Source organism: Bacillus sp. NEB1478 (assembly GCF_031582965.1).
Lineage (GTDB): Bacteria > Bacillota > Bacilli > Bacillales > Fictibacillaceae > Fictibacillus.
The window spans coordinates 3,437,033-3,463,056 of record NZ_CP134049.1; the positions used below are offsets into that span (position 1 = coordinate 3,437,033).

The following is a 26,024-nucleotide window of genomic DNA, read 5'->3' on the forward strand; positions in this document are numbered from 1 at the left end:
GCTGTGTGTACAGCCCATGGTTAAATGACAAATTTAAACGAAGAATACTAATAACATGCAGAATTAAATTTATCTGCAGTTCTTCATTGTCCCAATAGGCTGTACACAATACATAACACTCTCTGACGTAAATCCATTAAGCTGTCTCATGATACATACCTCCTTGGGCTTTCAAAATTTTTAGAATATTATTTCCTTCACCACTATATCAGTATATGCAATTTTTGTAAATAGATGAATTTAATTTGTTATTAAATTGTGTTCGCGATACCCTTCAATAATCCTGTTGATCATCTCTTCATTCATTAATAGCGGTTCTTTATCAAATGCCTTCAGTAATTGTTGTGTATTTGAGTCGTCAAAAATGATTTTGCGATTCAAATAATTTTTATAAACGTCAACCATCTTGTTTAAGTTTTTCTCATCTTGATCTAGATGCTGTTCATAGGAATATGGAGCAAGTTTAAACGGGTGCAAATTTGCTTTTGTTCTCATAATTTGAAAGACATCTGCACTCAATGGCGGATGGCTGTTCGTTATATGATAGATTTGGTTTTCTCTTCCCTTTAGCAGAACATCAGATAAAATTTCTGCCACGTAGTCAACAGGCACCAGATTTTGAGTACTGCCTTCCTCACATAACAAATGGAATACCTTGTTGCCAAGTCCTTTGCGCTGAAAACGCTTCTTAAAGACTTCAAGACTTCTCATTAATCCGTACAGCGTAAATTTGGAATCAGCTTCCCCTGTTTGCGAATCACCGACTATGATCGCAGGTCTTAATATCGTAACATTGTAGGATTGCTTATATTCCAAACATAGATGCTCTGCCTTACATTTGCTTTCTTCATAAGGATTGTTAAATGAGCTGTTTAAAGGATGCAGTTCTTCCTTTGCAAACTCTTCTTTTCCGAGAGTATATGCCGTACTCACATAATAAAAATGCGAGACACCAAACTTTTTTGCTGCGTCCAGCGCATGCCTTGTACCTTCGTAATTTATTGCAAAAAGCTCATCTTCTAAGTCCAAGTCGAATTTTACAAGAGCAGCCATATGATAGAACACATCTACATTATGAATAAGTTCTTGCTGTGATTCTTTATCGATCCCCAAATCAGGGGTTGTAATATCGCCTTTTATAATATGCACTTCGCCTTTAAAATCGGCTGTTTTTTTAAGTAATTCTTCTGCTTTTTGAAGGTTGCGAGCCAAAACATACAGCGTATGACCTTCACGAGCTAGATTTTGAATTAAACGTCCACCTAAAAACCCGGTTGCACCGGTAAGAAATATATTCATTAAGCCTATCCTTCCCTATAACTTCATATTTCCTCCTAATAGTAACATAAGATTTTTAAGGAAGTTGGCTGATATAAAAATGTCACAGGAATTCAACATTTTCCCAGATCGGATTTTGGCTAGTAGCGGGTAGCCGGTGTTGGATGTGGAATATTGCAGACTCGTGGCTATCTAGCTAAAAAGTGTGAGAATGTGATAAAAAAATGTGAGTTTACCAATTAAAAGTCTGTTATTATCGACAAAAACTCTGGGAATACGATTCAAAAAAGTTTAATTAACCTTTCCTCACTAAAAAAACCTCCCTGTCTCGAAGTTCATACAGGAAGGTTTATCGGATTTTTTATTTTTCATCTTCTGACTTTTCCATATAGATGGATGAAAGTCCGTTATTAACTAATTCGTTTAAATTGTCATCTTCTTCACGTTCTTCTCCGTAAAAAAATTCATTAATCTTTTTCTCTGCGTTTGCAGTTAAATTTTCACCATTATTGCTGTTTTTTTGTTCAAAATCCAACGTCAGTCTTCCTTTCCACATGTTTCGCATGCTTTAAATATATCTTCATACTGAATTCTCTCATTCGCATCAAATTTATGATTGCAAAATTTGATGATTCCGTTTTTATCGATGACAAAGCAAGATCGATTAGCTGTTCCGTTTTCTTCATTCAAAACGCCAAACTCTTTCGTTACTTTTTTATGCCAATCAGCCAAAAGCGGATAAGGAAGGGTCCCGAGGCTCGCAGAAAATACATTATGAGAATAAATGTGATCTACACTGATTGCCAGTACTTCCGTATTGGCACCTTCAAATCTTTGGTAATCCTCTTTCCAAGAGGTAATTTCTTTTATTCAGCCAGGTGTAAAGTCAAGTGGATAAAAGGCTACCAGCACATTTTTCTTTCCTCTAAAATCACTTAAAGAAATGTCTTTTTTTAATGTGGATGGCAATGTGAAATCCGGTGCCAAATCGCCTGTTTTTAACAACAAACCACCTCCAATTTGCTTCTCATATTTAGAATTCCCTTTTCCTATAAAAGAAAACGGTGGAAAATTTGGATTGTTATTTAAACGTAAAAAGCCAGGGAACAGGTCCCTGACTTTTTGAAAAAACTTATAAAGTGCTCACTTCAACTTCTACTTCATCATTATCATTATCATTATCGTCTTCGTCTTCCTCTTTCGGTACTGCCGGCGCATCTGCATCATCAGCTGCATCTTCCTTTAATGCTTCTTCAAATGCTAAAATTGCCGCATTGATCGCTTCATAAAGCTTGTCATTTTCAGTTGCATTCTCAAGTACCAATGAACGAATCTTATTTAACAGAGCGATTACTTCTTTTACTTTTTCACCATTATTAAATTCTTCTATTTCAGTATCTTCATCAGCATCTTCTTCATGAGTCGCATCTTGATCGTCAGACACTTCATCTTCTGTAGCTTCTTCAGTGTCTGTATTAGCAGGAGCTTCAACTTCAGTTGCATCTGTATCATCTTCAGCTGCAGGTGTTTCAACTACAACCTCAACCGGCTCATCCGTTTTAGGTTCTTCTACTGCTGGTTCTTCTTTTTCAGTATCAACTGCAAATATAGCTGAGTTTGGATTTGCATGTAATTTTGCCGTTTCACTTGCATGTTCTGCACCTTGAGAATGGCTTTTGTCTTTAACAGGCTTTTCAGTTTTAACAGCTTTTTCTTCTTTAACAGCTTTTTCTTCTTTAACAGCTTTTTCTTCTTTAACCGGTTTTACAACTTTTACTGGTTTTTCTGCTTTGACTGGCTGTTGCACTTTTTCAGCCTTTTGTGGTTTTGCATGATTTTCATGTTTTACATATCTGTTGTGACTTTCTTTTGCAACAGGCTTTTGATTATGTTTTCCGTAAAATTCGTCTTTTGCCTGAACAGTTCCCTGAGATTCTGAACGATCCCCATGATTTCCAGATGCTTCAGCTGATCCTGTTCCAATCACTGCTGCAAGCGTTAATGCTCCAGCAAATACAAAAGATTTTACAAATACACGATTCATTTTTTTCATTTTTATTTCGCTCCTTAATTTTCAAATGGTTGGTTTTTAAAACACTATATCTCCATGAAAAATTAAAGAGCTGATTTCGGCGGTTTTGAAGGCGGTGCGTTCACCCATTGACTTCTTAAGAGGTCCAATCTGCTAAAATACACAAAAACCTTTTCACCATCCTGAAAAATAACTGGTAAAGACAAGCTTGCCTTTATGCTGGCAATATTGGCAGCCCCCATTCCTCCATCATTTGTTTGTGAGGAATGTGTAGAATTTTGACCAGCATTCACCGGGATTACCGTCGTATCCGGTTGTTCAGTACTTTTATCCAGCGGGAAATCCAAAGGAATCTTTTGAACCCGTTTGATCTGTTCACCGTGGACAGGATTACTTGTTGACCGCTCAGCAGGTAATGTTGCCTTTTTGCTTTCGTTGACCATACGATTTTTTGCCGCTGTCATTTTTTCCGGCTTCACAGAAGGTTGTTTAGTACTAGGCGTCGATATGATTCTCTTATGTACGACAGGTGCAGCATTCGGAAGTTGAATTATTTGTTGCCTTTTCAACTTATTGTGTTCATTTTCATTCTGTTGTCTGCTTTGCTGAGAAAGTTTAGTCTTAGAAACCTCGGATTGCTTACGTTTAACTTGAACATGCTGCTTTTCCGGACTTTTTTGAGCTTTTGATGCTGAAACATTTTTGTTATTAGATCGTTCAGTACTCTTATTACGCTCATCATTTGTCTGGCGGTTCTGCTCGGAAGATTGTTTACTTTGTGCAGTAAACTGTCCATGCTGCTGTGCATCTGGCTGGCTTCTTCCTTGCTCACCTTTTTCAGCAAAAACGGCTGTCGGAATAAAAAGAACCGCACCTGCAATTAAGCCCTGAATAAAGAGGTTTCGTATTCGCATCTTTTTCACCTCCCTTCTTTATATCTCTATATATTACACCCAAAATATGTGATTTTTGTCGGTCTTTGTCCAAAATAGTCATTATTCCCTAATGGACCATAATTTCAAAAAAATGCAACGGGAATTTTGTCTTATAATGATGAGAAGTAAAAGTGTACAATCATGAAACTTTAACAATTCTATATCGTATATTTGAAAACAGGAAAGCAGAAAGTCCAAGGAGGCAGTTAGAATGAGAAGTGCAAACCCTGCGTTAAAGCGTTCAACTTTTGAAAAATATAGAGGCATGTCATCAGGCAAAGAGATGACACTTTCAGGAACGGTTTCGAAAACATTTATTTTGCTCGTCATCTTGATGGCCTCGGCATTTTATACGTGGCATCAATATAGCATTGGAAATTCAGTAGGACATCTGATCATGATTGGTTTATTAGGTGGATTGATTACAGCTTTAATCGTATCCTTTGTCCCAAAAACAGCACCATTGCTCGCTCCTGTTTATGCGGCACTTGAAGGTCTTGCAATCGGCGGGATCTCAGCTACCTTTGAATCACAATTTAATGGCATTACGATTCAAGCTGTAGCTTTAACATTTGGAACTTTATTAGCTCTTTTGTTTGCCTATGCTACCCGCATTATAAAAGTGACACACAATTTCAGGTTAATTGTGTTTTCTGCCACAGCTGGTATCATGCTCGTTTATCTAACCAGTTTTATTTTAAGCTTTTTCGGAATTGCCGTTCCATACCTTCATAGTTCAGGACCTATCGGCATTGGAATCAGCTTGTTTATAGTTGTAATAGCGGCACTAAACTTAGTTCTAGATTTTGATTTTATTGAAAATGGAGCAAATCAAAGAGTGCCGAAATATATGGAATGGTACGGAGCATTTGGATTGATCGTTACATTAATCTGGCTATATTTCGAAATACTCCACTTGCTTGCAAAACTAAAAGATAGATAAAAATAAGTTTTTTTAAAAGATCCTAGTTCTTTACAAAAGCCCCGCCTGAAAATAGCTGCAAAGTTTAAGTCAAATAAAAAAAAGAGAAGCCTTATTCGGCTTTCTCTTTTTCTATGTGAAAATATGAATCCACCTATAAAATGACCAGCATCCTACTCCTATATTTAGGACAAATAATGCAGAAGTCATTATTTTTTTGCCATCGAAAAAATACTGAAAAACATACAATCCGCACCAAAGAATAAGGATGAGCACTGCCCAAATCAGCCTTATATAATCTCCTTGCATCACCGCTCCATAGCTATATAGCCAAGTATATGTGATGAGTAATAACCCTGTCAGAAAATAGCTGCCATGGATAATGAAATTTAAATTTCCTCTGGAGAAGGGAACTGCTTTTGTAATTAAGCTATAAAGCAATACAAGTCCCATCCCGAATTCAATGAAAAATAAAGCTTGAAAAATTTCATAAAAAGAAACAGGCAGAACGTAAAAGGCATTCATCCAGAGCAGTCTGCTGAAAAACAAGAGACAAAGTAATACGATTACTCCAAATACAGATTGAAAAGTTTTGATTCCTTTCCAAACGGTAAAAGCCAGAAGCGCTAATCCACTAATAAAAAACACCCCTCCCAGCAGCTGACTGGAAAACAGGATTAGAAAACTGTAAAAGCAAAGAAGCAAGGCAAACGTGATATGAAAGATATAATCATATTTCGTATGTTCAGCTTTAGTAAATGTAAGATTCGATTTAATCATGTTGCACCTGCCATATCAAGACGTGTCTATCCCATTTATCGTCTAAGAAAGACTTTCTTTTAATTATTCTTTCGGAACATTCACCGTTCCCCGAATATGCCACAAATGAATGAGCTCCATTCGTTTCCTATATTGTTTCGCTTGAAGTCTCCCTTTTTTATATCTGCGTTTTAAAAGCTTCAAATAATCTTCAATCTTTATGTGATAATCGTTCATTTCATTTACCCACCCTTATTAAATATCTCCATGTTATATTCCCAAATTGCCTGAGTTCATAACGTAAAAAACAAGAATAGTTATGTATTATTTACGTCGGTTCCCATTTAAGTTTCAAGGAATATCTTAACCGGTTTGAATCCATTTTTTAAGGGCAAAATAAAACATCCTAAAAAAAACAGAAAGGATGTTTGTAAGATGACGAATAGAGATAAATCACATGAAGGAAAAGACGAACTTTATCTGGATATCGATCGAATGATCAATGAAGGCATGGCTGGCGGCACCATCGCCAATCCAGAAGACTTGAGACAAATCGGATACGATACTGACGTCACATCTCAAGAAGAACCGCCGACAGTAGCAGGACAAGAGGAAGATAAATAGAAGAAGGAGGCTGACCTGATTTCGCGAGCAGTCTCTTCTTCATTTAAAGTATTATAAGTGTCGCTTCCAGATGCACACTTTTTAATGAATTTAGTACGTTTGTTGAATTAGCTCTTTCATTTGTTGGATTATCACACATGTTTGTTGGATTGACCCCTTTGTTTGTTGGATTATCACATTCACCTATTAAGTTTGTTTTTCTCAGAGAGAATGCGCTCTTATTTTTTCCTCAATAAACAGGCTCAACCACAAAATTTCAATGGTTGAGTCTCATTTTCATTTTATTGTGCTTTTAACAGTCTGATTTCCCTAATCACTTCTTGATATCTTTGGTCAAGCTGTCTTTTTTCCTCTTCTTTTTGGCACATCGACAACTGGCCGATTAGCTCAGTCATTTCAAACTGCAGCTTCATTAGCTTTTCTTCATTTTTGGGTTGTTTTTGTTTCACTTTTCTATCATTCATTTTAAATTCCGAATAGCTTCCCTCGAACCACTTTACCTTTGGCGGCTGGATTTCCAGTACATGTGTTGCCGTTCTTTCCATCAGCCTGCGGTCATGGGTAGCCAGAATAAATGTACCTGGATACGCAGCAAGAACCTCTTCTAATGCTTCACGTGTGAACAAATCCATATAGTTCGTAGGTTCGTCCAGCAGCAGTATATTATAATCATTTAGAAAAAGCTTCGCAAGTGCCGTCTTCATCCGCTCACCGCCGCTTAACACTTCCACCTTTTTAAATACATCTTCCCGTTTAAAAAGCAGCCTCGCCAAAATGGTCCTTACCCACGTTTCCTCATATAAACTGTTTTCCATCACATTCTCCAAAATACTTTTGGATTCATCGAGAATATTTAAGTGCTGGTGAAAGTAGCCGATTTTCAACTGTTTCGATTTTTCTATCGCGTTATTCCCATTATAAATCTGTTCTAGCAATGTTGATTTTCCCGTTCCGTTCTTCCCTGTCAATACAACCTTCATTCCCGGCTTTACCGCAAATGATAGTTGGGCAAACAACTGACGTTCACCAAACGAGATAGATAGATCTTTGACTGCAAATGCTTGTTTTCCGTGGATAACAGAGAATCGCTGGATATCAAAGTCAATTTGCGGCTGTTCTCTTGGTTTTTCCTTTTTATCCAGCATCTCGATTCTTTTTTCGATAACTTTAACCGTTTTCTCCATCGACTTTTTGGCACCTTGCACTTTGGCGATTCCTAGATTAGCTTCTTTATGTGACATTCGCGCCGGTTTATCTTTTACCGATTTCGCTTTTGAAGCTTTATCAACTGCAGCTTTTTCCAATCTTCTTTTCTCTTTTACATACTGATCGAACTCAAACTGCTGACGCTCTTCTTTTTGTTTTTTTAGCACCAGATATTCGGAGTAATTACCGTTGTATACTGTGAAGGTCTGTTGATCGAGTTCAATAATTTTTGTACAAACCATATCAAGAAACGCTCTGTCATGCGAGACAAGCATTACAGCTCCATTATGATGATTCAGCACTTTTGCCAGCTGATCCATTCCTTCAACATCAAGATGGCTTGTCGGTTCATCTAAAAAGAGAGTATCAGGTCTTTGCTCAAGTGCCGCGGCAATCTGTGTACGTGTCTTTTCACCGCCGCTCATCGTGTTAAAAGACTTACCTTCTAAATTCCATTGACTGGCACTTTTTGAAGTGATTTTTTGCTCTGTTTCCTCCAGCTGGCTTACAACTGCAAACGTACCAAATTGCTGGACTATTCCCGCATCTGCATGCTCAGCAGAAGTTAGCAGTTTCAAGAACGTCGATTTTCCGGTACCATTTAATCCGACTAATCCAATCCGGTCTTTTTTATAGAGCTGGAACGGTTCCGACTGCTTCAATATCAACTTGCCTTTATATGATTTTTCCAATCCAATCGCTTCTAATAACAACATAAAAAAACCTCCTAGTTTCACTAGAGAGGTCTGCCCCAACACATATTTTTAGACTGCCAAAAAAACCAAACAAAGGAGTTTTTGGGCACAAAAAAACAGGTATGTTGTCGAGTCCTAAAAATGGGCAGAGAAATCCTATCTAGCGTTCTACTTTTTATTTAAGTAATTGGCTAAAAGATAAGATTAATTGCGCATTGGACGTTTACACCTGTTCCTTCCGTTATTTTTCTAAATTGTAAGCGATAACCTAATGAGTCGTCAAGCCTATTCTTCATCATTCTTGAACCCATCTTAAATGCACTCTTTGCTGGTTCTCTGCAGCTCTGTGGTCTTTAAGCATTCGTATAAATAATAATCCCTTTCGATAAAAGGCTTGAATCGGCTCTTGAAGAACTTTAACCGGCAGATCGATCACTCTGTTAAATTCACCAAGCTGAAATTCTTCTTTATTTAATTTATACGAATCAAGTACGATCGAAAGCTTTCCACGTACAGTCAGTTTAGAAGCATCCACAAACACTTCTACATCTTCTGTACGATTAAGTCCAGGTAAAGCAAGAACACAGCATATTTCTTGAGCTGTTTCGTAAATATTGCAAAAAGGATCATTATTTCTTGCCGCTTCAGCACTTGGAGCTTCAGCAGGCGTGAAAAATTGATCTCCAAAATATTGTTCGGCCATTCTTTTCCAATCCATCATTTGTTTCCATGTATCCATCCCATTCACCTCTTAAGAAGGCGGCCCAAGCGGTACAGTAGGAACTTCAGACGGAGTGATTAGAGGAGCTGGGCCGGTGTATTTGCCTGTGTTATATAATTGCGAGATTGGTTGAATCATACCTGCACTGCCGATCTGGAGCACAGATGAATTTTGAATTCCTTCTACTTTTAATTGCTGAATCACAATGGTCTGACTGACAAATAAATTCATGCACCCTCCTCCTCTTCATTTTGAAAAGGATTTTTCATATAATTTCTGATATGCTTTACACGTGATTGCAATGTTATTTTATTTACAGAGCCGATATGCAGCACAGATGAACTCGAAACCCCGATAATATCGACTTTTCCTACTTTGATAAAAGGGACCGCATTAAACGTTTTCTTAACATTAACGGATGGACATACAGGAACTAATACCTTTTGCTGAAAAAGATCGTAATCTTTAAAGTGGAGATCAAACGTTCCATAAATGGTACTTTCTCGCTGTACAGCTAAAACAGCTGCATAGGATTCAATTTTTTCTGTATCACCCGATCTGAGAACAGATGCCGATGTCAGGGAATTTAATTTTACCTCGTTAACCATTGATGTACGATACATAATTCACCTCTTACAGCGGTACGAGTGAAGTTCCTAAAACGAGAGATTCCGGCGGTGTGTCAAAGGCAGAGCCTAAGCTGATGCAATCCACGTCACCAATCAGCAATACAGATGATAGACCGACCCCCACAATATAAATCTCACCGACAAAAAGCTCATGGTTTGTTACGTGAAAGTTCACTGTCTTCACCCCCAGAATTTGATTCTTTTAAATGCACGATAAACGTCTCAATTCCGCGATAAATGTCTTCTTTCGTTTTTTGGAGAATATCTTTTCGTCCTCTTTCATCTTTCGGCTCATACTTTGTTAAGTAATGTTTGATCCTGCCGGGCACTTGCCGCTGTACATCCTCCAAGATAAAAACCCTGTATGCATCATCCAGTGGAACTTTTGTTTTCGTCTCCAGGGACCGTAAGTAAACAGGAACCTCTTTAACGAAAAATTCATCCATCGCTTTTAACATTTCCCGGTAGCCCGGATTCTCGATACTGGCGCGCATTTGCTGCTGTTGAGGCATCTGGAGCGTATTTTGTCCCACGTTAAATTGCTCGATCAGATCTTTACTTTCGGCAGAATGACCAAGACCAATATGAAGCGTCCCTTCAAGCTTTTCAATTTTTAATTGTTCAAACGTGTATTCTACGTTTTGCGGTTTTGTATTTATTTCTTTCAGTTGCTCTTTCAGCTGATTCACTTGTTTTTCAAGCTCATAAATCTTTTCATTTTGCTCATAAATCATCTGCTGAAGTTTATTTAAATAGTAATTGTTTTCCTCATGCATACAATCAGCTCCTTAGTAAGATTTATGCTCTCTTACTGAGGAATTTGCATGTCAGTTATAAATTACCCACACTGTTATTGTCATTTATATCAGGATCTTGGGTGTACGTAACACTGTAACCGTTGTGTACACGCAGGTTATCACCCGTGTTAAAAGACCCCGCTCCAGCGTAAGTTTTTGAATAACTGACGGGACAGATCGTCTGGACGTCGCCGATATGAAAAACAGATCCGCTTGATACTGAATTGACACTTATCTTTCCAACGACTGCCGGCATATGCGCTCATCCTTTTTCATTTCTACACACATCCTATGCAACCGCCCACATTTCGGTTACAACTGTAACCACCTTTCACCTTTAGGCTTCTACCTACATAAGCTATAGCAAAGGACGACGTCACAATCGTTTAATGAGTTTTTATAGAAAAGGGAGGTGTTAGAGTGCCCTGCTTGATTGTTGCACCAATCAATATAAATGCTGCTGAAGGGGTGGTGAACTTTGGGGATACCTTAGTGATCAATCCTAAAACGTCTGGTAAAGGCTACAATGGTTCCGGCGGCGGAAATACGGGCAATTTTATTCAAACCATTTCAGTTGTCAGTGCTACTAATACATTAGATCCTGATGTATTTGATTCCAACAATGCCGGAAATGCGTAGGAGGAATAGTGTATGTTTGGAAAAGGTCCTTTAATGCCTTTTTTTAATAACCGTTCTATGGATGACTGGCTAAAATCGTTTGAGCAATTTGTAAATAAAGGGATGACTCAATTCGAGCAATACGCAGCGCAATTATCGTTTGAGGTAGATACAGAAGAAACTCCTCAAGATTATAGAATTTATGCAAATCTAAAGGAATATCAACCCAAAGACATCAGCATAGAAGTTCTTAATCAAGGGCTGCAGATTAAAGCTCAAAACGAAGAGGCCCAATCTGTCAAAAACAGCAAGACTGGTCAATTTCACAAAACACGTGCTACAAAGAAAACCGAGCGTTTTGTTCAAGTGCCTTTTACATTCCGAAACGAAGATGTAAATGCACAATACAACAATGGAATATTAATGATTTCGGTTAACAAAACGGATGCACCAGAACCAAACCCTGTTGTGCCGATAAAAGTAGTAACCGAAAATGATGCCGGTGTTGACGCTGGTGATTTTGAGGAGTAAAAAAATAATGGCCCTCTTATATTCTTAAGAGGAGCCATTTTTTTATCGTCCTAATGTCGGCGCCAGCCAAACTTCTCCAGTTCCTTCGAAAATATGCAGATACCCTTCACCGCTCGTTGCAGATCCGACGATAGACGATGATGCGCGTTTCACTCTAAAGTCGATATCCCCTTTTCTTAACAAGGCAAATGTACCATCTACCTGCAATTTTTCTTCGTTAAGCTCCACCTTCATAATTTGCTGTAGCGGAACGGGACTTTGGAGAACAACGAATCCTGATCCATTTAATTTTGTTTGAAACAAACCTTCGTCACCTTTAATGGATGACATGAGCTTTTGTCTCGCTACACCTAAATGAACGGAAGGTTCTGCCGCGTAAAACATCCCTTTATCCGCTACTACCTCTTCTTCGTTCAGATCTAATAATAAATAATGGCCATATGAAGGCTCCAAATATATTTCGCCTGTTCCTTCATATAACGGCTTGAACAAAGATTCATCCGTTAAAATATTTGAGGCTACTTTTTTCATAAAGCCCCCTACTCCGCCTGCGTTGCTTTTCATCTGCAGATCACCCTTGATAAACTGAAGAGCACCAGTTTCTGCCTGGACAGCACCTTGACGCAATGTGATTCTCACCTGTTTAAGCTTAACTCCTGTTTCTTTTGCATAATAAGAGGAACTCGAACCGGCGCTTGTGACTGGCAGTTGATTATATTCAAGGACTTCGAACGTAGCTCTTCGTCCTTCTTTCTTTTCTATAACTGTAAAAAGAGATTCATTCATTTGATCACCCTCCTCTTACTAATATACCTAATTGGTTTAAGTCTACCCAAAGCATGGTATAATTCACATAAAAAGAGGTGTTCTAACAATGCAAAATAAAATCATTCTCGTAACGACAGATTCGTTTGGTACTGGTAATGACCCGTCTCTTGGTGAAAACGTAATGGAAACGTACTTCACAGTTTTAAAACAGCAATCAGATCTGCCTGCAGCGATCTTTCTTATGAACCGCGGCGTATACTGCCTCACTGATCAATCTCTTTGCTCAGTCCATTTAAAAGTAATGGAAAACAAAGGTGTTAAAGTTTTCGGATGCAAAACATGTGTTGATCATTACAACATCGAAAACGAAATGACTGCCGGTGAAATATCAGGAATGGCACATTTTGTTGAGCTCTCCGCAAAATATGAAGTGATTACGATCGCGTAATACATAAATTGATAAAAAAAGACTCAAGAGGCAGCTAAATAGCAGCCTTTGAGTCTTTTTTCGTTATTGAAATGGCTGGTCGGATGATAGAATCCAACGGGAAATCGCAATAATCCAACGAGTTTACTCCATAATCCAACGGGTTTCCATGATATATCCCCGAGTCGACAAAACCTGACAAAAACAATCACTCACTAACTGCTGCTTCCATCACCGTCAGCGTCTGGTTTATTGAATTCATATTGACTTTAGCACCAATTGGGATCGCTGCTTTATAATACCCATGTGCTGTAGCGAGGCCAGTCATCAAAGGCTTCCCTAATGGAACTAAAAATTCATCTATAACCTCTTCATACGTTTTACCGTATGCCGGTTCACATTTCGTGCATTCCCCCATAACGATTCCGATACAATCATCCAGTTTCCCTGCGATTCTCAAATGCGTGATATACCGATAAATGGTATTCATTGGTTCATGTGTTTCTTCTAACAATAAAATTTTTCCTTTTGTATCGATTTCAAAAGGAGTACCAAGTGAGTCAACAAAAGATGTTAGATTTCCTCCAACGATCTCCCCTGTTACATTCCCTGGCACCTTGCCGATAAGAGTCATCCCTGGCGGATTCAGTATTTGACGTGGTGAAACAAGTGTAGCGGTTGCAGAGAAAAACTGCTGAAAGTTATAATCTGGAGTTCCTCTAGTAAAATCAAGCAAAAGCAAACTCTGAAAAGTAGTTAAATTTGCGTACTGATAAAGAACATTCAGAAGAATCGTAATATCACTGTATCCGCTGATGATCTTAGGATTTTGCTCGATAACGGAAAAATCAAGATACGGAAGAATTCCAGCCACGCCTACACCACCGCGTGTTGGCAAGATCATTTTAACTTCCTCATTAGTAAACATACTCATCAGATCGGAAGCCTGCTGTTCATCCGTACCCGCCAGAAAACCATTTGATGAATATACATATTTTCCGAGGACCACATTGAATCCCCTGCTTCTTAAGTTCGCTATGCCCTCATTTATAATACGTGCCTCTAGAGGGCTTCCGAGAGTCACAATCCCGATCGTATCTCCTTGTCTTAGAACAGGTGGTTTAATTGCCATCGACTAAATTTCCCTCCAAAGGCTGCAAAGTTTAAAAAATATCTCCTATCCATATTCATATGTGCTTTGGAATCGGCATGTGAGTACACACAAAAAAATGCCCTAAGGTATGTTTTACAACATCCTTCAGAGCATCTACTAATATGACATACGCATTGTTTTCCTATCGGCGGTCTTCTTTAATAATTCTCTCTTCGCCAGTTGTCGGATCTTCTCTAATTACTGTTTCTCTGTGAACCGTTCTATCTCTTCTCGGCGGAAACAGACGTTTTAGAAGCATACCAACTACTCCATAAACAATAATTGCAATAATCGTTGATAGTTCAACGACAAATCCATTTGAAAGTTCGATATTTGGAAAAATTGCGGCAAACGGCAATAGCAGCGGCTGACTTAGATTGTATATAAGCTGCGCAAAAGCTGCTCCTTCGTTTGCATTAAACAATTGAAAGATAAAACGTAAAACTAAAATAAGCTGAATGATACCGATGATAAAAGAAACGACTGTAGCGCCTGCGGAACGTCTCATAACAATTCCCTCTTTTCATTGGATTTGTTTTTAACATACCCTCTTAAGCGAGTTATTAAGCATTCATCTGATTCTTACCCCTTGGTCATAGTTGTTCAGCCATTTTACCGTATAATCAACAAGTCCCTTTTGCGGAATCATTCGGCAATCAGCCATCCAACTTTCCCTTTTAAGACTGGGAGGCTTTCTGCTTCATATGCCTTTCCGATCTCTTCAAAAAGGTCTTCTCGATAATCAAATTGGGTAAACGTTCTCCTGAATGAAAATGATTGATTTTGAATGATTGTGATTGTTTTTGATTGAATAATGTAAGGGCTTACGATACAATAACATCAATGAAAGAACTAAGTTGGAGGTGTCAGAATGTTAACACCTGAAAGACATCGTAAAATTATTGCACTATTAGGTGAAAAACAAGTTGTAACGATACAAGAATTAGTTGATGCCACATCCTCTTCGGAATCGACTATCCGCCGGGATTTAAGTCAGCTTCAAAAAGATAAAAAACTAAAACGGGTCCATGGCGGAGCATCCCTTTTCAACCAAAAGAGCGAAGAGTTGAGCGTTTCCGAAAAGTCAGCAAAAAACTTATCAGAGAAAGAAAAGATCGCTCAATACGCAGCTAGTCTCGTGAAGGATGGCGATTGCATTTATATTGATGCCGGGACTACAACATTGCAAATGATCCCCTTTCTGAAGGGAAAAGACATCACAGTTGTTACAAACGGAATATCACACCTTGACTATTTAAGTGAAAATAAGATCGCAACTTATTTAGTCGGGGGCTTTGTAAAGCCAAAAACAAAAGCCATCGTAGGCAGCAGTGCCTTAACGAGTTTAAATACTTACCGTTTTGATAAATGTTTCATGGGAATTAACGGTATTCATCTCGATGCTGGATACACAACTCCTGATCCTGAAGAAGCTGCTATCAAGCATTTAGCAATCTCTCTTACCCAGGAAGCTTTTATTCTCGCAGACAACTCAAAGTTTAACGAGATCACTTTTTCAAAAGTGGATGATATAAACAAAGCGATCATTATAACAAATGAGATCGATGAAGACGTTGCTTATGATTATCAAGAAAAGACAGAAATAAAGGTTGTGACATCATGATTTATACGTGCACACTCAATCCTTCGATTGACTATGTTGCCAGTGTAAAAAACTTCAAAGAAGGCCATCTGAACCGTACAGAAACAGCTCATATGTATCCAGGAGGAAAAGGGATTAACGTATCACGCGTTCTTAACCACCTAGGTACGAAAAGTACAGCATTAGGATTCATTGGAGGTTTTACCGGAGAATTCATTCGGGATTTTCTTAAAAACGAGGGTATCCCAAATGATTTTGTTCAAGTAAATGAGCCTACTAGAATCAATGTGAAATTAAAGTCAGATACAGAAACTGAGATCAATGGTCTTGGTCCTGCGATTTCATCAGAACAGCAACAAGATTTAATCGGAAAAATCCGTTCTATGTCCGAAGGCGATATTCTTGTACTAGCAGGGAGTATACCACCCTCCATCTCTAAAAACTTCTATGCAGACTTGGCTGAAATTTGTTTGCAGCAAGAGGTACGAGTTGTTTTGGATACAGCGGGTGAAACACTTAAGAATGCTCTGCCCTTCAAACCTTTTTTATTAAAACCTAATCATCACGAACTAGGTGAGCTTTTCGAAACAACAATCGATAGCATTGACGATGCCGTTCAATATGGCAGCAAGTTGCTGGGTGAAGGTGTCCAAAATGTCATCGTATCTATGGCTGATCAAGGAGCTATTTTTCTAAATAACGAGCATGTATTGTTCGCAAATGTACCTGCAGGAACAGTAAAAAACTCAGTCGGGGCGGGTGATTCGGTCGTTGCCGGTTTCCTTTCTCAAATCACCCAGTCCAATGACATTTTAAAAGCTTTCCAAGTCGGAGTAGCCTCTGGAAGTGCAACAGCGTTTTCAGAAGACCTCTGTACAAAAGAGCTAGTTGAAAGCTTAATCGAAGAAATTAGAATCACAAAGCTATAAATCATTTCGATACTTTTTAAAAATCATATAGGAGGGAAAACAACATGAAGATAACAGAACTATTAACAAAAAACACGATAATCCTGGATTTGCAAGCACAATCCAAGGAAACCGTTATAGATGAACTGATCGACAAACTTCATAGTGCAGGTAAGTTAAAAAATAAAGAAGATTACAAGAAAGCTATTCTGGCTAGAGAAAGTCAAAGCACGACGGGTATTGGAGAGGGCATCGCCATCCCTCATGCAAAAACGAATGCTGTAAGCGAGCCAGCAATCGCTTTTGGCCGCTCCATCCAGGGAATTGACTATGAATCTCTCGACGGCAATTCTGCTCACTTGTTTTTTATGATTGCGGCATATGAAAACGCCAACAACGATCACTTGCAGACATTGTCGAGACTTTCCAGCTTTTTAATGGATGCGGAATTTAGAACTAAACTTGAATCTGCGTCAACGAAAGAAGAAATTTTACAAGCGATCGATTCAAAAGAAAAAGAAATGGAAGTGGATGAAGATCCAATCGTCTCTTCCTCACGCCAAAAAATCCTGGCTGTTACAGCTTGTCCAACAGGTATCGCCCATACTTATATGGCTGCAGATAGCTTAAAAGCAAAAGCTAAGGAAATGGGAGTAAACTTAAAAGTTGAAACGAACGGTTCGAGCGGTGTAAAAAACGCTCTTACGAAAAAAGAGATTGAAGAAGCAGATGCCATTATTGTCGCAGCTGATAAGCAAGTAGACATGGCACGTTTCGATGGAAAACACGTCATACAAGTGCCAGTAGCACAAGGTATTCGCAAGCCAAAAGAACTTATTCAGCAAGCACTTGATCAAGACGCACCTGTATATAGAAATAATGGCTCAACTTCGTCAGACGAAACGAGTAATAGAAAGAAGAATGAAAGAAGCGGATTTTACAAGCATTTGATGAGCGGCGTATCGAACATGCTGCCATTCGTTGTCGGCGGCGGGATTTTAATAGCTATTTCCTTCATATTCGGAATAAAAGCATTTGATCCAAAAGATCCTTCTTACCACCCTATAGCTGAGGCGCTGCACACGATTGGCGGCGGAAATGCTTTTGCTCTTATGATTCCGGTACTTGCAGGATTTATTGCGATGAGTATTGCTGACCGGCCAGGCTTTGCACCGGGTATGGTAGGCGGTTTGATGGCGGCTACTGGCGGTGCAGGATTTCTAGGTGGATTGATTGCCGGTTTCTTAGCAGGTTACCTCGTAATAGGTTTAAAGAAACTATTTAGTACACTTCCGAATTCATTAGAAGGCATCAAACCCGTTTTGCTTTATCCGCTATTCGGTATTTTACTGACGGGACTTATCATGATGTTCGTCGTTATTGAACCTGTAAAAGCATTGAACGATGTTCTTACTGTCTGGTTAAAAGGAATGGGGACTGGGAATCTCGTATTTCTTGGCTTGATTTTAGGCGGTATGATGGCTGTTGATATGGGCGGACCGATTAATAAAGCGGCGTTCACATTCGGTATTGCCATGATCGACGCTGGTAACTATGCACCGCACGCGGCCATTATGGCAGGAGGTATGGTTCCTCCCCTTGGCCTGGCATTATCAACAACACTTTTTAAAAGAAAATATACGAAAGCTGAAAGAGAAGCCGGAAAGACTAACTACATTATGGGTGCTTCCTTTATAACAGAAGGTGCGATACCTTTTGCAGCTGCAGACCCCGCTCGTGTCATCCCATCAGCGATCGTTGGTTCAGCTATTGCAGGCGCCCTTTCCATGGTATTTGGCATTGGCCTCCCAGCCCCCCACGGTGGAGCATTTGTTATTCCGATCGTTAACGGTAACCCACTGTTGTACGTGGCAGCTATAGCTATCGGATCTATCGTAACAGCTGCTATGGCAGGCTTGATGAAAAAAGAAATTAAAGAATAGATATTGAAATCAAAGCTGGTTCATTACACTTAAATGAGCCGGCTTTTTTTGCTGCATAAGAGCTTCCTTCTAGTTTTTCTTTACCTTTTTCAAAACTTCTTTATAATGGAAATAATTAACTTTCGACAATAGGAGGTGTTGTTAATGGAGATTGAGAGTGTATTTGGCGATTTTCCAATACTTGAAACAGAACGGCTAATCCTTAGAAAGATCACTTTTGATGATGCAGAAGATATGTTTTATTACGGTTCTAATGATGAAGTTACTAAACATGTTACTTGGCATACTCACCAGTCTCTTTCAGACACAAAGGAATTTATCAAATTCATTTTAAATAAATACGAAAATAAGGAATTATCCCCATGGGGCATTGAACTTAAAGAAAATGGAATGTTTATTGGAACGATTGATTTTGTATCGTGGAATCCCACACATAACAGTGCCGAAATCGGATATGTCATTTCTCATGATTATTGGGGCATGGGCATAATGACAGAAGCAGCGACAGCCGTAATCAAATTCGGTTTTGAAAACATGGATTTAATCCGTATTCAAGCACGCTGCTTTTTAGAAAACATTGGGTCCGAGCGTGTAATGGAAAAGTCGGGTATGTCCTTTGAAGGTATTATCAGAAAAGGAATGTTTTCAAAAGAAAAACACCACGACTTAAAAATGTATTCGATCTTAAAAGAGGAATTCGCAGCTCATACTGATTTAAGCTATTTAATGAATACCGTAAAAGTGAGATAATTCGAGGTTGGCGAATTTTGAGTTTTTGTGTCGGTTCGTGGCTATTTGTAAAATAACGTGGAATTATTGAAAATAACGTGGGAATAAATCAAATTACCGTGGATATTACCGTGGAATTAATTGAAAATCATTGTACTGGTATAGTCTGTTCGCTAAGTTTGTTAACCAAAACTAGGATAATGAAATCTTTTTTAGTAAAAAAACCGCTAAATAACACCAGATTTAAATAAAAGGCTGTTTTCTAAAAGATTGTTGCTTTCAAATCTCTTTTTTATTGTCTTCTTAGATGGTTGATTGGAGTGGAAGGTGCGAGACTCCTGCGGGACAGGCGGGCAGGTGAGACACTTAACGTGAAACGTCCGAATGTGGCTCACCGCTTGCCCCGCGGAAAGCGAGCAACCTGGAACGGAACTCAAATACTTTCAAAAGCAACAATGAATACGAAAACAGCCAAATAAAAAAAGACTCAAAAGGATGAAAAATCACATTTGAGTCTTTCATTTCTATTTATGCCGCTGTTTGTTTTTCAAGTTCCCCTGCATTTTTTGTTTTAACACTCCATCCTGTGTATGCCAGTACTAAAGTGAACATCGGCGATAGCCATAAGAATAAGGCGAATGGGATGTATTCCAGCACTGAAACCCCAAGTGTCGAAGCAAAGAAAGCTCCGCTCACACTCCAAGGGACAAGCGGATTTACAAGTGTCCCGCCATCTTCTAACGTTCTTGATAAGTTTTTTAACGGAACTCCTGATTTTTCATACGCATCTTTTAACGCTTGACCTGGTAAAAGAATGGACAAGTACATCTCCCCTGCCAGCAAGTTGACCCCTACTGAAGAAGCTAATGTTGTTACAATAAGCTTCCCTGCTTTTTGAGTCGTGTTTTTTACAGATGCAAACAATAGTTCAAACAATCCAAGTGCCTGAATTACTCCACCTAACGCTAGAGCAATCAGAATCAAGGAGATCGACCACATCATTGACATGAGACCGCCTTTATTTACGATGTTGTTGACTGCATCGTTCCCAGTATCGATCTGTAGACCGTTCTGCATAACATTCATTACTTTTTGAACCGTTAAATCAGGAATCAAAATGAATGAAATAGCGATTGAAACTAGGACTCCTGTTAATAAAACAGGCATGATCGGCAGTTTACGAAATGCCAGGATAAGTACTAATAATGGAGAAACTAATGTTAGAGAGTGAATCGGAAACTGATCCGAAAGAACGGACTGGATTTCTTTTATTTCTTTAAAATTTGCAGTACCTGCTCCATCTCCGCCTAACACATAGAATGCGATTGCCGTAAGAATAAGTGCCGGAACTGTCGTCCACATCATATGACGGATATGGTCAAACATATTTACCCCAGCAATCCCCGGCGCAAAGTTGGTCGAGTCAGATAGCGGCGACATTTTATCACCAAAACACGCACCTGAGACGATAGCACCCGCAGCTAATGCAGGGTTCACACCAAGAACATGGCTGATTCCCATTAAAGCTACTCCTACAGTTCCTACTGTTGTAAAAGAACTGCCAGTGAAACTTGAAACAAGAATCGTAATAAATAACGCACTTAAAGCAAACCACTCAGGCTGGATGATATCCATACCGTAAAAAAGCAATGTCGGTACAGTTCCGCTTAACATCCAGCTTGCGATAACCAGACCGACCGTTAATAAAATAAAGATCGGCTGCAATCCAGATACAATCCCATTAATAATTCCTTTTTCGATCGTTGTCCATTTAGCTCCAAAAAAGGCTCCAATTGCCGATACCAAAATTAATGATGAGAGCAAAGGAATATGAGGCTCCACTTTTATATATACAAGACTAGTGAACATCACAGCAAAGATCGCTGTAAAAATAACTAGTGCTACTGGTAAAGTCATTTGTTTCTTCATGTTAAATCTCTCCGTTCGTTAATCTACAACCGCTTATCCGTTCACTTGCACACTTAAACGCTTTTACGCGTTGAAGTATAACGGTAACTGTTTTAAATATTATCGAACTTTACAGAGGCTGTCAACAGCTGGAGAATGGTAAATTAAAGAAAGCAATTTTAGGAGGAACTGTATCATGTACAAGATTAGAAGCTCCGTTAAAGCATTGATCATTCTTGAGAACCGCTTACTTACAATAGAAAAACAAAACAATGGTATAAAAAAATTTATCCTCCCAGGCGGCGGTCAAGAATTTAACGAAACATTAGCTGAAGCAGTTATTCGTGAGTGCAAAGAAGAAATCGGAGTCAATGTAAAGGTTAAAGAATTAATTTGGGTGCGTGAATTTATCAGCAAAAATCACGTTACCAACCAACCTGAAAATAAGGAAACGCATATTGTTGAACATATATTTAAAGTTGTGTTAGAGGAAATCCCCGAGGAATTCACACCAGCGGAACCGGATACTACCCAAACGGATGTCGTTTGGCTGTCAATTTCAGCTTTAGGCGATTACAATTTCTATCCTCGTGAGCTGATTGGAAGAATTCAAGCTAAAAATGCAGTGGGTGGAGCTTATATTGGAGATATCAATTAGGAATTAAAACCAATTACATATTAATTTCAAATATATACACATTTATTATCCTGAAATCCACGAAAATTAACAATTTCAGTGATAAATACAATTTAATGCCACAAAAAGGCTGAATATAAACACAAGCCGTCAATATTCGACAAACCGTACTTGAAAATCACACCTATCATAACCAACAAAAAAAGTGAGGCATTTTTTAGCCTCACTCCTTCTTGCTATCTTCCCCGTCTTGCGAAATCTACAAAACGGAACTTATCCAGCCTATGCCGGGATTCTGTGTACTGAAAAAGATTCGCATCATCTAAATACACATAGTTTTTCACTACAACAATATGCTGAAAACCGTCTAAATCCAGCAATCGTTTATCTTCTGCTGTACAGTTTTCAACCATGATTTCTTTTTTTGCGAAACTGATCTTAAGTCCAAGTTCTTTTTCCAAATAGGCGTAGATCGATTTCTCCGCCACTTCCTTTGAAAAGGTTGGAACGTATTTTTTCAAAAAGAAATCTTTGTCCAAAATGATTTTTTCACCATCAATTTGTCTAGATCGAATTACTTTCCATAACTCATCATCTGGTTCAGCTTGTAGCTGCTGCTGCAAAAATTCATCAGGCTGGATCAATCCAAACTCATGTACAGTCGTTACACTGCTTTTACCCATTGACTCTGACAGTTCTTGAAAGCTTACCAGCCCTGAAACAGGAAAACTCAATTTATTGTTTTCCAAAACGATTGACCCTTTACCGCGTATTTTTTGAATAAATCCGTTTTGAGATAAAAGGTTCAGTGCTTTTCTAACCGTTTCCCTGGATGTTTCATAGCGCTCAGCAAGTTCGTGTTCAGAAGGCAGCTGTGTGTGAGCTGGAAATAAACCTTCTTTAATTTGAGCTGTAATTTCTTGATAGATCTCTTGAAATTTGTTTTTTCTTGTCATCATTCTTCACCATAATTATTGTAGCACTATTTTTTCAAGTGAAACACGACTGATTCATACGGTCTCAGTGTAAATTGTGTAAAATCCGCAGGTGCCGAATCATAATTGCTGATCAGCACTTTTCCAGAATAGCCTTCTACAATAGCTCCTTGCGGAAGTGTGAACGCTGTTTCTTTACCGTAAAAATTATTTACTACAAGAAGTTTTTCATCCTCACCGTTCCTTGCATAAGCAAAGATTTCAGGATGATCTTTTAAAAGCAGTTCATAATTGCCGTATGTTATAATCGCCAGTTCTTTGCGCAGCATGTTCAGCTTTTGATAATGATAAAAAATCGACTGATTGTCTGCAACTGCTGCCTCAGCGTTGATTTCCTTATAGTTGTCTGCGACAGGAATCCATGGTGTACCTGTTGTGAATCCCGCATTCTTCTTATCATTCCATTGAACAGGCGTACGTGAATTATCCCGTGATTTATGTTTTAAAATTTCTAAGATTTCTTCTTCGTCCCTGCCTTCTTCTTTCAGCAACTGAAAGATGTTCAAAGATTCAACGTCACGGTATTGGTCGATGGAATCGTATTTCGGATTTGTCATCCCAAACTCTTCCCCTTGATAAATATAAGGGGTTCCTTGCATCATATGAATGGTTGTAGCGAGCATTTTTGCCGATTCTACCCGATATTTTCCGTCATCCCCATAACGGGAAACGATTCGAGGCTGATCATGGTTGCACCAGAAAAGCGCATTCCAGCCGTCTCCTTTGTTCATTTCAACTTGCCATGTGGAAAGGATGTCTTTTAACTTTAAAAAGTCAAAATTTGCAACACTCCACTTTTCACCGTTCGGGTAATCAACTTTCAAATGGTGAAAGTTAAACGTCATGCTTAATTCTTTCCGGTCAGGATTTGAGTATTTCACACAGTTATCAATTGTCGTGGAAGACATCTCCCCTACCGTTAAAACATCGTACTTGGAGAAAACTTCTTTGTTCATTTCCTGCATGTACTCATGAACTTTTGGACCATCTGTGTAAAATTTCCGTCCATCTCCTGGAGCGACAGACCCATCATCATTCGGAAAATCCTGATTTTTAGAAATGAGATTGATAACATCTAAACGGAAACCATCTACCCCTTTTTCAAACCAGTAGTTCATCATTTCATAAACTTTTTGACGAACCTCTTCGTTCTCCCAGTTGAGATCAGCTTGCGTGACATCGAACAAATGCAGATAGTATTGTCCTGTTTGTTCGTCAAGCTTCCAAGCAGAACCGCCAAATTTTGATACCCAGTTGCTCGGTTCCCCATCGTCAACAATGTCTTTCCAAATGTAAAAATCACGATATGGATTATCTTTTGATGAGCGTGATTGTTTAAACCATTCATGTTCTGTACTCGTATGGTTCACAACGATATCCATAATGATTTTCAAGTCTCTGTTATGAGCTTCTTTCAGTAAGCGGTCAAAGTCTTCCATTGTCCCGTATTCTTCAAAAATTTGAAAGTAATCACGTATATCATAACCGTTGTCACGCTGTGGTGAATCATAGATCGGTGTAAGCCAGAGCACATCCACCCCAAGCTTCTTCAAATAATCTAATTTATCGATGATTCCTTGAATATCACCCGTTCCGTTACCAGTCGTATCATTAAAGCTTTTCGGATAAATTTGATAGACGACCGATCGTTTCCACCAAGGTTCGTTTTTCATGTATGTTCACCGCCAGAATGTTTTTGTAATGAAAACAACCGTTTGGCAAAAGCCACCCGGCTGGTACTGTTTAGTTGTTTTTTATGCTTGCTTATCTTTTTTTACTTTTGCATAGATAAACGTTAATACGAACGGTACCACTAGTGCAATCGCCATTCCGATAAAGAATGAAACCCAGCTTCCCGGTAAGATTGATAAGAAACCTGGAATACCGCCTACACCGATGGAAGATGCCCGCACACCAGCTGTTGTGATGACTATACCAGCAATAGCTGAACCGACCATTGCAAAAATAAACGGATATTTAAAGCGCAAGTTCACCCCGAACATTGCCGGTTCTGTAATACCAAGATATGCAGACAGTGCTGAAGTTCCTGACAAACCTTTAAGCTTTTCGTCTTTTGTTGTAAAGAACATTGCAAGAGCTGAAGAACCTTGTGCAATATTAGACAGTGCAAGAATTGGCCATAGGAACGTTCCGCCTGTATTAGAAATCAACTGCAGATCAACTGCTAAGAACGTGTGATGCATGCCTGTTACAACGAGAAGTGAGTACAATCCGCCATAAATCAGACCGCCTAGCCATGCATAGTTATGGAAAATCATTACGAAGAAATCTGTAATGGCGTTCCCTATTGAAAACGTAATAGGACCAATAACGATAAATGCCAAAAAACCTGTAATCAATAACGTAATCGGAGCAACAAGAAGCAATTGAAGAGCGTCTGGAATTCGTTTTTTCAAGAAAAGTTCAATTCTTGCTAAAACCCATGATGCGATTAGTACAGGTAATACTTGTCCTTGATAACCGACTTTTTCTACCGGTAAACCGAACAGATTCCATGTTGGGATATCTTTTGTTTTCCCATAATCCCAGGCATTGAGAAGATCTGGATGAACAAGCATCAGGCCAAGCACAATACCGAGAAGCGGACTTCCGCCAAACTTTTTCACAGCGGACCAGCCAATCAGTCCCGGCAAGAAAACAAAGGCTGTATTAGCGATTAAATTTATAATCCCCGCAAGATCTGCCCAGTTTTGATGAACATCAATAAAGGATTTTTTATCATAAAAAATTCCCGGTCCAGTCAAAATATTGTTAATCCCCATTAACAGACCTGCAGTTACAATGGCAGGAAGGATCGGAATAAAAATGTCAGCTAACGCTTTAATCGCTCTTTGCAGCGGATTAAGCTTCTTGCTTGCTTCATCTTTAATATCCTCTTTCGAAGCTCGGCCAGTTCCTGTAATATCAATAAATTCGTTATAAACTTTATCTACTGTGCCTTGCCCGATAACGACTTGATATTGCCCATTTGCTGAAAAGGAACCTTTAACGAGATCGATGTTCTCGAGTGCATCCTTGTCCACTTTCCCTTCGTCGTTTAATGCTAATCGAAGTCTGGTGACACAGTGTGTTGCCGCTGATATATTTTCTTTTCCGCCGAGAGCCTGTACAATCTGCTCAGCTGATTCACGGATTTTACTCATATTTATTCCCTCCTAGTAACCGTTTCCATAACACTTCAAAAA

At 38.9% G+C, this 26,024-nt stretch carries 31 protein-coding genes; 10 read left to right on the forward strand and 21 right to left on the reverse strand.

Features of this window, described 5'->3' with window-relative positions; translation table 11 throughout:
- Window positions 1–240: 240 nt before the first annotated feature.
- The 5 genes from RGB74_RS17455 to RGB74_RS17475 form a co-directional block, all read right to left on the reverse strand.
- A complete protein-coding gene (locus RGB74_RS17455) occupies window positions 241–1,299 on the reverse strand; it encodes an SDR family oxidoreductase (protein ID WP_310760535.1) in 1,059 nt (352 codons plus the stop codon).
- A gap of 340 nt (window positions 1,300–1,639) precedes the next feature.
- On the reverse strand, window positions 1,640–1,813 hold the full coding sequence (locus RGB74_RS17460) for a hypothetical protein (protein ID WP_310760536.1): 174 nt from the start codon (window positions 1,811–1,813) through the stop codon (window positions 1,640–1,642).
- A gap of 2 nt (window positions 1,814–1,815) precedes the next feature.
- Window positions 1,816–2,286: a redoxin domain-containing protein gene (locus RGB74_RS17465; RefSeq protein ID WP_310760537.1), complete on the reverse strand. Its 471-nt coding sequence runs from the start codon at window positions 2,284–2,286 to the stop codon at window positions 1,816–1,818.
- 124 nt (window positions 2,287–2,410) lie between these two features.
- Window positions 2,411–3,331 (reverse strand): hypothetical protein, encoded by a 921-nt coding sequence (locus RGB74_RS17470; RefSeq protein WP_310760538.1) that lies wholly within the window; start codon window positions 3,329–3,331, stop codon window positions 2,411–2,413.
- A 62-nt stretch (window positions 3,332–3,393) separates the two neighbouring features.
- The gene (locus tag RGB74_RS17475) at window positions 3,394–4,224 is read right to left on the reverse strand and encodes a hypothetical protein (protein ID WP_310760539.1); all 831 of its coding nucleotides are present in this window, start codon (window positions 4,222–4,224) and stop codon (window positions 3,394–3,396) included.
- 232 nt (window positions 4,225–4,456) lie between these two features.
- Here RGB74_RS17475 and RGB74_RS17480 point away from each other — a divergent pair, with 232 nt between their 5' ends.
- Window positions 4,457–5,188: a Bax inhibitor-1/YccA family protein gene (locus RGB74_RS17480; RefSeq protein WP_310760540.1), complete on the forward strand. Its 732-nt coding sequence runs from the start codon at window positions 4,457–4,459 to the stop codon at window positions 5,186–5,188.
- 111 nt (window positions 5,189–5,299) lie between these two features.
- Here the strand turns inward: RGB74_RS17480 and RGB74_RS17485 are convergent, their stop codons facing one another.
- Complete coding sequence (locus RGB74_RS17485) at window positions 5,300–5,947, reverse strand: hypothetical protein (RefSeq protein ID WP_310760541.1); 648 nt, start codon at window positions 5,945–5,947, stop codon at window positions 5,300–5,302.
- A gap of 63 nt (window positions 5,948–6,010) precedes the next feature.
- The gene (locus RGB74_RS17490; protein WP_310760542.1) at window positions 6,011–6,163 is read right to left on the reverse strand and encodes a hypothetical protein; all 153 of its coding nucleotides are present in this window, start codon (window positions 6,161–6,163) and stop codon (window positions 6,011–6,013) included.
- Window positions 6,164–6,361: 198 nt separating this feature from the next.
- Here RGB74_RS17490 and RGB74_RS17495 point away from each other — a divergent pair, with 198 nt between their 5' ends.
- Entirely contained in the window at window positions 6,362–6,550 is a 189-nt protein-coding gene (locus tag RGB74_RS17495) for a hypothetical protein (RefSeq protein WP_310760543.1), read from the forward strand.
- Window positions 6,551–6,831: 281 nt separating this feature from the next.
- Here the strand turns inward: RGB74_RS17495 and abc-f are convergent, their stop codons facing one another.
- The 7 genes from abc-f to RGB74_RS17530 all read right to left on the reverse strand — a co-directional run bounded on the left by abc-f (window position 6,832) and on the right by RGB74_RS17530 (window position 10,854).
- The gene (gene abc-f, locus RGB74_RS17500; protein ID WP_310760544.1) at window positions 6,832–8,472 is read right to left on the reverse strand and encodes a ribosomal protection-like ABC-F family protein; all 1,641 of its coding nucleotides are present in this window, start codon (window positions 8,470–8,472) and stop codon (window positions 6,832–6,834) included.
- Between the two features lie 274 nt (window positions 8,473–8,746).
- On the reverse strand, window positions 8,747–9,190 hold the full coding sequence (locus RGB74_RS17505) for an Hsp20/alpha crystallin family protein (RefSeq protein WP_310760545.1): 444 nt from the start codon (window positions 9,188–9,190) through the stop codon (window positions 8,747–8,749).
- A 12-nt stretch (window positions 9,191–9,202) separates the two neighbouring features.
- Window positions 9,203–9,403 (reverse strand): spore germination protein GerPB, encoded by a 201-nt coding sequence (locus RGB74_RS17510; protein ID WP_310760546.1) that lies wholly within the window; start codon window positions 9,401–9,403, stop codon window positions 9,203–9,205.
- Entirely contained in the window at window positions 9,400–9,795 is a 396-nt protein-coding gene (locus RGB74_RS17515) for a spore germination protein GerPE (protein WP_310760547.1), read from the reverse strand. Before RGB74_RS17515 ends, RGB74_RS17510 begins: the two co-directional genes overlap by 4 nt.
- 10 nt (window positions 9,796–9,805) lie before the next feature.
- Window positions 9,806–9,976 carry a spore gernimation protein GerPD gene (locus RGB74_RS17520; RefSeq protein WP_310760548.1) on the reverse strand — a complete coding sequence of 57 codons (171 nt, stop codon included), beginning with the start codon at window positions 9,974–9,976 and terminating at the stop codon, window positions 9,806–9,808.
- Window positions 9,951–10,577: a spore germination protein GerPC gene (gerPC, locus tag RGB74_RS17525; RefSeq protein WP_310760549.1), complete on the reverse strand. Its 627-nt coding sequence runs from the start codon at window positions 10,575–10,577 to the stop codon at window positions 9,951–9,953. The genes RGB74_RS17520 and gerPC overlap by 26 nt, the downstream gene beginning before the upstream one ends.
- A gap of 55 nt (window positions 10,578–10,632) precedes the next feature.
- Complete coding sequence (locus RGB74_RS17530) at window positions 10,633–10,854, reverse strand: spore germination protein (RefSeq protein WP_310760550.1); 222 nt, start codon at window positions 10,852–10,854, stop codon at window positions 10,633–10,635.
- Between the two features lie 164 nt (window positions 10,855–11,018).
- Between RGB74_RS17530 and RGB74_RS17535 the strand changes: the two genes are divergently transcribed.
- Complete coding sequence (locus tag RGB74_RS17535) at window positions 11,019–11,237, forward strand: spore germination protein (protein WP_310760551.1); 219 nt, start codon at window positions 11,019–11,021, stop codon at window positions 11,235–11,237.
- Window positions 11,238–11,249: 12 nt separating this feature from the next.
- Window positions 11,250–11,747 (forward strand): Hsp20/alpha crystallin family protein, encoded by a 498-nt coding sequence (locus RGB74_RS17540; protein WP_310760552.1) that lies wholly within the window; start codon window positions 11,250–11,252, stop codon window positions 11,745–11,747.
- A 42-nt stretch (window positions 11,748–11,789) separates the two neighbouring features.
- On the opposite strand, the gene RGB74_RS17545 is transcribed toward RGB74_RS17540, so the two are convergent.
- The gene (locus RGB74_RS17545) at window positions 11,790–12,533 is read right to left on the reverse strand and encodes an AIM24 family protein (protein WP_310760553.1); all 744 of its coding nucleotides are present in this window, start codon (window positions 12,531–12,533) and stop codon (window positions 11,790–11,792) included.
- An 88-nt stretch (window positions 12,534–12,621) separates the two neighbouring features.
- On the opposite strand from RGB74_RS17545, the gene RGB74_RS17550 reads away from it, so the two are divergent.
- Window positions 12,622–12,963, forward strand: a complete 342-nt coding sequence (locus tag RGB74_RS17550) for a DsrE family protein (RefSeq protein ID WP_310760554.1) — start codon at window positions 12,622–12,624, stop codon at window positions 12,961–12,963.
- Between the two features lie 187 nt (window positions 12,964–13,150).
- Here the strand turns inward: RGB74_RS17550 and RGB74_RS17555 are convergent, their stop codons facing one another.
- Both RGB74_RS17555 and RGB74_RS17560 read right to left on the reverse strand, forming a co-directional pair.
- Window positions 13,151–14,074: a S66 peptidase family protein gene (locus RGB74_RS17555; protein WP_310760555.1), complete on the reverse strand. Its 924-nt coding sequence runs from the start codon at window positions 14,072–14,074 to the stop codon at window positions 13,151–13,153.
- A 163-nt stretch (window positions 14,075–14,237) separates the two neighbouring features.
- Window positions 14,238–14,603 carry a YggT family protein gene (locus tag RGB74_RS17560; protein ID WP_310760556.1) on the reverse strand — a complete coding sequence of 122 codons (366 nt, stop codon included), beginning with the start codon at window positions 14,601–14,603 and terminating at the stop codon, window positions 14,238–14,240.
- 363 nt (window positions 14,604–14,966) lie between these two features.
- Between RGB74_RS17560 and RGB74_RS17565 the strand changes: the two genes are divergently transcribed.
- The 4 genes from RGB74_RS17565 (at window position 14,967) to RGB74_RS17580 (ending at window position 19,299) form a co-directional block, all read left to right on the forward strand.
- A complete protein-coding gene (locus tag RGB74_RS17565; protein WP_310760557.1) occupies window positions 14,967–15,719 on the forward strand; it encodes a DeoR/GlpR family DNA-binding transcription regulator in 753 nt (250 codons plus the stop codon).
- A complete protein-coding gene (pfkB, locus tag RGB74_RS17570) occupies window positions 15,716–16,627 on the forward strand; it encodes a 1-phosphofructokinase (RefSeq protein WP_310760558.1) in 912 nt (303 codons plus the stop codon). The genes RGB74_RS17565 and pfkB overlap by 4 nt, the downstream gene beginning before the upstream one ends.
- Before the next feature lie 44 nt (window positions 16,628–16,671).
- Window positions 16,672–18,549 (forward strand): PTS fructose transporter subunit IIABC, encoded by a 1,878-nt coding sequence (locus RGB74_RS17575; RefSeq protein ID WP_310760559.1) that lies wholly within the window; start codon window positions 16,672–16,674, stop codon window positions 18,547–18,549.
- A 144-nt stretch (window positions 18,550–18,693) separates the two neighbouring features.
- On the forward strand, window positions 18,694–19,299 hold the full coding sequence (locus tag RGB74_RS17580) for a GNAT family N-acetyltransferase (protein ID WP_310760560.1): 606 nt from the start codon (window positions 18,694–18,696) through the stop codon (window positions 19,297–19,299).
- Window positions 19,300–19,806: 507 nt separating this feature from the next.
- On the opposite strand, the gene nhaC is transcribed toward RGB74_RS17580, so the two are convergent.
- The gene (gene nhaC, locus RGB74_RS17585; RefSeq protein ID WP_310760561.1) at window positions 19,807–21,207 is read right to left on the reverse strand and encodes a Na+/H+ antiporter NhaC; all 1,401 of its coding nucleotides are present in this window, start codon (window positions 21,205–21,207) and stop codon (window positions 19,807–19,809) included.
- Between the two features lie 175 nt (window positions 21,208–21,382).
- On the opposite strand from nhaC, the gene RGB74_RS17590 reads away from it, so the two are divergent.
- Entirely contained in the window at window positions 21,383–21,844 is a 462-nt protein-coding gene (locus RGB74_RS17590) for an NUDIX domain-containing protein (protein ID WP_310760562.1), read from the forward strand.
- 215 nt (window positions 21,845–22,059) lie between these two features.
- Here RGB74_RS17590 and treR read toward each other — a convergent pair whose 3' ends face one another.
- The 3 genes from treR to treP all read right to left on the reverse strand — a co-directional run bounded on the left by treR (window position 22,060) and on the right by treP (window position 25,982).
- Entirely contained in the window at window positions 22,060–22,779 is a 720-nt protein-coding gene (gene treR, locus RGB74_RS17595; RefSeq protein ID WP_310760563.1) for a trehalose operon repressor, read from the reverse strand.
- A gap of 26 nt (window positions 22,780–22,805) precedes the next feature.
- A complete protein-coding gene (gene treC, locus RGB74_RS17600) occupies window positions 22,806–24,491 on the reverse strand; it encodes an alpha,alpha-phosphotrehalase (protein ID WP_310760564.1) in 1,686 nt (561 codons plus the stop codon).
- Between the two features lie 81 nt (window positions 24,492–24,572).
- Window positions 24,573–25,982, reverse strand: coding sequence for a PTS system trehalose-specific EIIBC component (gene treP, locus RGB74_RS17605; RefSeq protein ID WP_310760565.1), 1,410 nt, complete (start codon window positions 25,980–25,982; stop codon window positions 24,573–24,575).
- Between the last annotated feature and the right edge of the window lie 42 nt (window positions 25,983–26,024).